Below are 7,655 nucleotides of genomic sequence, written 5' to 3' on the forward strand. Positions count from 1 at the left end.
CCATGACTTCGCGCCCCGTCATCGACGACCTGTCGAGCTTCTGGATGCCGTTCACCGCCAACCGCCAGTTCAAGGCCGCACCGCGCCTGCTGGAATCGGCGAAAGGGATGTACTACCGCTCGAGCGACGGGCGCGACGTGCTCGACGCGTGCGCGGGCCTGTGGTGCGTGAACGCGGGCCATAGCCGCGACGAGATCGTCGCCGCCGTGCAGAAGCAGGCCGCCACGCTCGACTTCGCGCCGACGTTCCAGATGGGCCATCCGCTCGCATTCGAAGCGGCGTCGAAGGTCGCGGAACTGATGCCCGAAGGGCTCGACCGCATCTTCTTCACGAACTCGGGCTCGGAGTCCGTGGATACCGCGCTGAAAATCGCGCTCGCCTACCACCGCGCGCGCGGCGAAGGGCAGCGCACGCGCCTGATCGGCCGCGAGCGCGGCTATCACGGCGTGGGCTTCGGCGGCATTTCCGTCGGCGGGATCGCGCCGAACCGCAAGACGTTCTCGGGCGCGCTGCTGCCGTCCGTCGATCATCTGCCGCATACGCACAACCTCGAACACAACGCGTTCTCGAAAGGCCAGCCCGCGTGGGGCGCGCATCTCGCCGACGAACTGGAGCGCATCGTCGCGCTGCACGATCCGTCGACGATCGCCGCCGTGATCGTCGAACCCGTCGCGGGCTCGACGGGCGTGCTGATTCCGCCGCAAGGCTACCTGCAAAAGCTGCGCGACATCTGCACGAAGCACGGCATCCTGCTGATCTTCGACGAGGTGATCACCGGCTTCGGCCGTCTGGGCGCGGCGACGGCGAGCGAATATTTCGGCGTGAAGCCCGACCTGCTGACGATGGCGAAGGCGATCAACAACGCGGCCGTGCCGATGGGCGCTGTCGCGGCGAGCCGCACGGTGCACGACACGATCGTCAACAGCGGCGCGCAAGGCGCGATCGAGCTGTTCCACGGCTACACGTATTCGGCGCACCCGCTCGCAGCCGCCGCGTGTGTCGCGACGCTCGACCTGTATCGCACGGAAGGCCTGTTCGAGCGCGCGGCGTCGCTGGCGCCGAAGTTCGAAGCCGCCGCCCACGCGCTGCGCGACGCGAAGCACGTGAAGGACGTCCGCAATCTCGGGATGGTCGCGGGCATCGAACTGGAGCCGCGCGACGGCGCGCCGGGCGCGCGCGCGTACGAGGCGTTCGTCAAGTGCTTCGAAGCGGGCGTGCTGATCCGCTTCACGGGCGACATTCTGGCGTTCTCGCCGCCGCTGATCATCGACGAAGCGCAGATCGAGCGGGTCTTCCAGACTGTGCGCGACACGCTGGCTTCCGTGCAGTAAGCGTTATTCGATCCGCGCCGCCGCGTTCGTCCCTTTCATGACGAACGCGGCGGCGTTTCGATACACACCGCTAGTGATGCGCGCGCGTAGCCCGCGTACGCGCGGCCTTCTTCGCGGCGGCTGAACGGCCCGCCGCGCCCTTCGTCGCAGCAGCCTTCTTCGCCGCGGCCGAACGGCTTGCGGCCGGACGCTTTGCCGCCGCCGTCTTCGTCTGCTTCGACAGCGCTTCCTTCGATGCACCGCGTCCGCTTTCGCGTTTCAGCACGGACTCGGAGACGCGCGAGCGCTTGGCCGTCGATTCGCTGCTCGGGCGGCGTGCCGCCGTCTTCTTGCCCGTCGTCCTGGCAACAGCCTTCTTGGCCGCCGTTCTCTTCGCCGCAGGCGACTTCTTCTGGCCCGCTGCCGTATCGGCGGCGACCTTCTTGTGGGTGGTTTCGCTCGTCGTCCCCGCCGTTGGCTGCTTCAGCGGGACGCCCGCGCGGCGCGCCTTCGACAGGCCGATCGCGACCGCCTGCTTCGCCGATTTCACGCCGTGTTTGCCTTCGCGCACGTGGTCGATTTCTTCCTTCACGAACTCGCCGGCCTGAGTGCTCGACGACTTGCCGGCGCGCTTGTCGGCGGCGGCACGCTTCATGGTTGCTTTTTCAGGCATGACAGTGCTCCCGTTTGACTGGTGGCCCATGCATTCCAGCAACGGATGTGCCTTGCCGATCCGACGCGGCGCATCGCCGCGAATCCCCGCGTTTTTCGCTATTCCAGCGAATCTGCTTGAGAAATTCATGCGCAAATTGCAGGCTGCGTTGAAGCAAGCACAGCGCAACCGATGCGGATTCGATGCGCAACATAGGCTGCGCGATGCGCGCCGAGCGTCTATGGTTTACGTGAAGGCACGCGATGGCAGGTGAAGGTACGTGAAGGGCCGGCACGATGACCCGGCTCGCCGGGAGACGCCTCATGAATACACCGACAGTCAGGGCAGGCACCCACATCGAAGGCATTCACTGGATCGCGGAGTATGTGGAGGACGTGCACGAGATCCGCATCTTCCGCGAGGGGCAGGAAGTGGACGTGCACGACGCGCCGTCGACGCTCTTCGGCGATGAAGAAAACGCCGGCTCGAAGAGCTGCGCGGACCATCGCGCGGCGGAAGCAGCCGTGCTCGCGTATCTGCGGCACTTCGTGGCCGAGCACGACGCGGAGGAGTGACGCTGCGTCGTGACATCGAGTCGTGATGTCCTGCGCGCGCAAAGAAAAAGGCCAGCTGCGCAATGCGCGTAGCCGGCCTTCGGGGCGCGCCTTCCGCAGCGCCTTTTATCCGGGTTATCCGGCGCTATTCGGCGTCATTCGGCGGGGCGCAGCTTCTTCACTTCCGCATCCGACGGCTGCACGCTCGCACCGTCGATATAGCGATACGACGTCATCACGCCCTTGCCGTCCTTCAATGCGGTCACGCCGACGAATGCGCCCATCGTCGACTGATTGTCTTGCGGCCGATAGGTGATCGGCCCAAACGGCGTATCGACATTCAAGCCCTTGAACGCGGCCGCGAGCTTGTCGGGATCGGTCGAGCCGGCCTTCTTGATGCCGTTTGCGATCGACATCAGCGCCGCGTAGCCGACCACCGAGCCAAGACGCGGATAGTCGTGATACTTCGCCTGATAATCGGCGACGAACTTCTTGTTCGCGGCCGTATCGATCGAGTACCACGGGTAGCCCGTCACGATCCAGCCGGCGGGCGCTTCGGCACCGAGCGGATCGAGATAGTCCGGCTCGCCCGTCAGCAGCGACACGACACTGCGATCCTTGAAGAGCCCGCGCGTATTGCCTTCGCGGACGAACTTGCCGAGGTCCGCGCTGAACAACACGTTGAAGATCGCGTCGGGCTTCGCATCTGCGAGCGCCTGCACGGTCGCGCCCGCGTCGAGATTGCCCAGCGGCGTCGCCTGTTCGGTGACGAACTCGACGTCGGGCTGCGCGGCCTTCAGCAGCTTCTTGAACGTCGCGACGGCCGACTGGCCGTATTCATAGTTCGGGTACACGAGCGCCCAGCGCTTCTTCTTCAGCTTCGCCGCTTCGGGCACGAGCATCGCGACTTGCATGTAGGTCGACGGACGCAGACGGTACGTGTATTTGTTGCCGTCGGCCCAAACGATCTTGTCCGTCAGCGGCTCGGCGGCAAGGAAGAAAATGCGCTTCTGCTTCGCGAAGTCCGTGAGCGCGAGACCCGTATTCGACAGATAGCCGCCGAACAGCAATTGCACCTGCTCACGCGCGATCAGCTCCTGCGCGACGCGTATGGTGTCGCCGGGATTTGCGTTGTCGTCGCGCGAAACCACTTCGAGCTTCTTGCCTACCACGCCGCCCGCCGCGTTCACCTGATCGAGCGCGAGATTCCAGCCGTTCCTGTACGGCAAGAGGAATGCGGGCTGCGCCTTGTAGCTGTTGATTTCGCCGATCTTGATCGTCTGCTGCGCCGACGCGCCCGTCGCCGTCAGCGACAGTGTCAGCGAGACGGTCAGTGAAGCGGTCATGCGAGAGATCCAGGCTGCGCGCGAGGTCATGCGTAACTCCGTTTATTGTCAGTTGAGTGATGCGGCGCGACGAGACGAACCCAGGCCGCCGGACGGTGCATCGTACCGGAGTTTTGCGGACGCGCTTTCAACGCGCATCGCTCGATACGAGGCCGTCAACACATCAAACGCTCAAGTACGCGCGCCGGACGACATCGTTTTGCGCCAGTTCACGCATCGTGCCGCTGAAGCGTATCTGGCCTTTTTCCAGCACATAGGCGCGATCGCTGACGAGTTCCGCGAAATGCAGGTTCTGCTCGGACAGCAGGATCGACAGCCCTTCGCGCTTCAGCTCGAGAATCATGTTCGCCATCTGTTCGACGATCACGGGCGCGACGCCTTCGGACGGCTCGTCGAGCAGCACCAGCCACGGATTGCCCATCAGCGTGCGCGAGACCGTCAGCATCTGCTGCTCGCCGCCGCTCATCTGGCCGCCGAGGCGCTTCGGCATTTCGCCGAGATTCGGAAAGAGCCTGAAGAGCTTGTCGGGCGACCATGTGGGCGCGCCTACGCGCGGCTGCTGACGTCCCGTGTCGAGGTTCTCCATCACCGTCAGGTCAGAGAACACGCGGCGGTCTTCCGGCACGTAGCCGAGTCCCATGCGCGCGATCCTGTGCGACGAGAGCGCCGAGATAGACGCGCCGTCGAATTGAATGAGGCCTTCGCGCCGCGGCACGAGGCCCATGATGGCTTTCATCGTCGTCGATTTGCCCGCGCCGTTGCGGCCCATCAGCGCGACGACTTCGCCACGTCCCACTTCGAGGCTCACGTCGAAGAGGATATGCGCGCGCCCGTAGTACGCGTTCAACTTCTCGACTTTCAGCATCGGTGCGTTCATGCGCGCGGCTCCGTTTGCGTCGCGCCGTCGGGCGACAGCGATGCGCGCGGCCGGAACGTCTTGCCCGTGCCGAAGTACACGGCCTGCACGCTCGCGTCATTGCGTATCGTGTCCGCGTCGCCTTGTGCGATCAGCTTGCCGCGCGCGAGCACGATCACGCGATCCGCGTACGAGAACACCACGTCCATGCTGTGCTCGGTGAACAGCACGCCAATCCCGCGCCCGGAGACGAGACGCTTCGTCAGCGCCATCAGATCGTTGCGTTCTTTCGGCGCCATGCCTGCCGTCGGTTCGTCCATCAGCAGCAGCTTCGGACGATTGGCGAGCGCGATGGCGAGATCGACGCGCTTCACGTCGCCATACGCGAGTACGCTGCACGCGCGCCGCGCATGCGCGGCCATGCCGACCTGATCGAGCAGCGCCATCGCTTCGTCTTCGAAGCACGATGCGGCCGGCTTCCATAAACCGTATAGACGCTTTTCGCGCGACACGAGCGCCATCTGCACGTTCTCGAGCAGGGTCATCGAATTGAAGGTCGCGGCGACCTGAAACGTGCGGCCGACGCCGCGCCGCCAGATGTCGCGCGGCCGCATGCCGATGAGTTCGTGGCCGTCGAGCCGTACCGAGCCATGCGAAGGACGCAGTTGTCCGTTGACGATGTTGAAGCACGTCGATTTGCCAGCGCCGTTCGGGCCGATCAGCGCGAGCAACTCGCCGGGCTGAACATCGAACGACACATCATCGACGGCTTTCACGCCGCCAAATGACATCGACAGATTCGATACGCGCAGAAGGCTCATCGTCCGCCTCCTGTTGCTTGCCGATGCCCGGCTTCGTTTGAATCATCGCGCTCGAAGCGCTCGCGCACGAAGCCCACGATGCCTTGCGGAAACGCGATCACGAGCAGCAGGATCGCGACACCGAGCAGCGCCTGCCAATAGTCCGTCTGCCGCGCGACGGCATCCTGCAGCCACGTGAACAACGCCGCGCCCGCGACGGGCCCTGTCAACGTCTGAATGCCGCCGAGCAGCACCATCACGAGTCCATCGACGGAGCGGCTCACGCTGATCACTTCCGGCGAAATCGTGCCCTTGGAAAATGCGTAAAGCGAGCCCGCCAGACCGCAAAACAGCGATGCGATCACGAACGCGGCCCATTGCACGCGCTTCGTATCGATGCCGATCGCTTCGGCGCGCAACGCCGAATCGCGCGACGCGCGCATCGCGTAGCCGAACGGCGAAAACAGCATGCGGCGCAAGAGCCACACGCCGAGCGCAGCGCACGCGAGCGTCAGGTAGTAGTACGCGACGGGCGACGACAGCCAGTTCGACGGCCACAAGCCGAGGATGCCGTTGCTGCCGCCCGTCACGTCATCCCATTGATAGACGACCGACCACACGATCTGCGCGAACGCGAGTGTGAGCATCGCCAGATACACGCCCGACAGCCGCACGCAGAACCAGCCGAACACGAGTGCGCCGAGCACGGCCAGCGACGGACCGAGGACGAGCGCCGCTTCCATCGGCAGATCGAGCACTTTCAGAAATAGCGCGGCGCCATACGCGCCCAGGCCGAAATACGCGGCATGGCCGAACGAGTGCATGCCGCCCGGACCCATGATGAAGTGCAGGCTCGCGGCGAACAGAACGGCGATCAGGATTTCGACGAGCAACACGGGCATGTACGGAAACGCGTTGGCCGCGAGCGGCGCGAGCACGAGCACTGCGAGCACGCACACGGCCAGCCACTTCAGATGCTTGCCCGCAGGCTTCAGCGGCGCTTCGGCAACGGACATCGCACGCATGGCGGACGTGGCGCGCCCGAGCAATCCCCAGGGCCGCACGACGAGCACGACGGCCATCACGACGAACTCCGCGACCAGCGTGAAGCGGCTCAACGAAAGATCGACGCCGAACAGCGACAGATGTCCGATGCCGATGCACAGCGCCTTGATTTCAGCAATCAACAGCGCCGCGATGAACGCACCAGGAATCGAGCCCATTCCGCCGACCACCACGACGACGAATGCATTGCCGATGGTCTCGAGATCGAGCGAGAGATTCGCGGACATGCGTGGCCCTTGCAACGCGCCGCCCAGCCCCGCGAGAAACGCGCCGACGAAGAACACGCCCGTGAAGAGCCACGCCTGATCGATGCCAAGCGCGCCGAGCATTTCGCGATCGTGCGTCGCGGCGCGCACGAGCGTGCCCCATCGCGTGTGTGTCAATGCGTACCACAGCAGCAGAAGCACGAGCGGCCCGATGACGATCAGCGCAATGTCATACGTCGGCAGCCGATGGCCTAGCAGTTCGACAGCGCCCGCGAGATGCGGCGCGCGCGGGCCGAACAGATCTTGCGGTCCCCAGATCGCAAGCGCGGCATCGCGAATGATCAGCACGAGCGCGAACGTCGCGAGCAGATGGAACAGCTCGGGCGCCTGATAGATGCGCCTCAGCACGAACAGCTCGACGAGTGCGCCCAATATGCCCGTCACGACGGCGGCCGCGAGCATCGACAGCCAGAAGCCCGCCGTGCTCGCGCCGAAGCGGCTCGCGAAGCTGTACGCGACATAAATGCCGAGCATGTAGAACGAGCCGTGCGCGAAGTTGACGATCCGCGTGACGCCGAAGATCAGCGACAGGCCCGCCGCGACGAGAAAGAGCGCGGAGGCGTCGGCGAGTCCGTTGACGAGTTGGACCAGCAGGTTGGGGAGCATCGTGCCCGTCGGCGTTGAGTTGCGATGGGCTGCATCATATACAGGAAATGGAAGGCGATTGCAGCAAGTGAAAAACCTCTAGTGTTCTGTCCCAGAAATAACTTTGCATAAACGCCCGATTTTTTCGAGGATGGAATCGGCGGTGGCCGTCCACATGAACGGGCGTTTATGGAGGTTGTACTGATCGACGTAACGCTGGA

General features: G+C 64.5%; 7 protein-coding genes and 1 pseudogene. 2 read left to right on the forward strand and 6 right to left on the reverse strand.

Features of this window, described 5'->3' with window-relative positions:
• Positions 1-2 precede the first annotated feature (2 nt).
• Positions 3-1,331 carry an omega-aminotransferase AptA gene (gene aptA / locus BN2476_RS15950; RefSeq protein WP_087735111.1) on the forward strand — a complete coding sequence of 443 codons (1,329 nt, stop codon included), beginning with the start codon at positions 3-5 and terminating at the stop codon, positions 1,329-1,331.
• Positions 1,332-1,401: 70 nt separating this feature from the next.
• Here the strand turns inward: aptA and BN2476_RS15955 are convergent, their stop codons facing one another.
• A complete protein-coding gene (locus BN2476_RS15955; RefSeq protein ID WP_087735153.1) occupies positions 1,402-1,983 on the reverse strand; it encodes a DUF6496 domain-containing protein in 582 nt (193 codons plus the stop codon).
• Positions 1,984-2,285: 302 nt separating this feature from the next.
• On the opposite strand from BN2476_RS15955, the gene BN2476_RS15960 reads away from it, so the two are divergent.
• Positions 2,286-2,537: a hypothetical protein gene (locus tag BN2476_RS15960; RefSeq protein ID WP_087735112.1), complete on the forward strand. Its 252-nt coding sequence runs from the start codon at positions 2,286-2,288 to the stop codon at positions 2,535-2,537.
• A gap of 134 nt (positions 2,538-2,671) precedes the next feature.
• On the opposite strand, the gene BN2476_RS15965 is transcribed toward BN2476_RS15960, so the two are convergent.
• From BN2476_RS15965 to BN2476_RS48235, 5 genes and pseudogenes are all read right to left on the reverse strand, one after another.
• Positions 2,672-3,892, reverse strand: a complete 1,221-nt coding sequence (locus tag BN2476_RS15965) for an ABC transporter substrate-binding protein (protein WP_087735113.1) — start codon at positions 3,890-3,892, stop codon at positions 2,672-2,674.
• Positions 3,893-4,025: 133 nt separating this feature from the next.
• On the reverse strand, positions 4,026-4,739 hold the full coding sequence (locus BN2476_RS15970; protein WP_087735114.1) for an ABC transporter ATP-binding protein: 714 nt from the start codon (positions 4,737-4,739) through the stop codon (positions 4,026-4,028).
• Entirely contained in the window at positions 4,736-5,539 is an 804-nt protein-coding gene (locus tag BN2476_RS15975) for an ABC transporter ATP-binding protein (RefSeq protein ID WP_087735115.1), read from the reverse strand. The genes BN2476_RS15970 and BN2476_RS15975 overlap by 4 nt, the downstream gene beginning before the upstream one ends.
• Positions 5,536-7,455 (reverse strand): ABC transporter permease, encoded by a 1,920-nt coding sequence (locus tag BN2476_RS15980; protein WP_087735116.1) that lies wholly within the window; start codon positions 7,453-7,455, stop codon positions 5,536-5,538. The genes BN2476_RS15975 and BN2476_RS15980 overlap by 4 nt, the downstream gene beginning before the upstream one ends.
• 78 nt (positions 7,456-7,533) lie before the next feature.
• Positions 7,534-7,655, reverse strand: a pseudogene (locus BN2476_RS48235) (IS630 family transposase); the annotation flags it as partial.

Source organism: Paraburkholderia piptadeniae (assembly GCF_900007165.1).
Classification (GTDB): Bacteria; Pseudomonadota; Gammaproteobacteria; order Burkholderiales; family Burkholderiaceae; genus Paraburkholderia; species Paraburkholderia piptadeniae.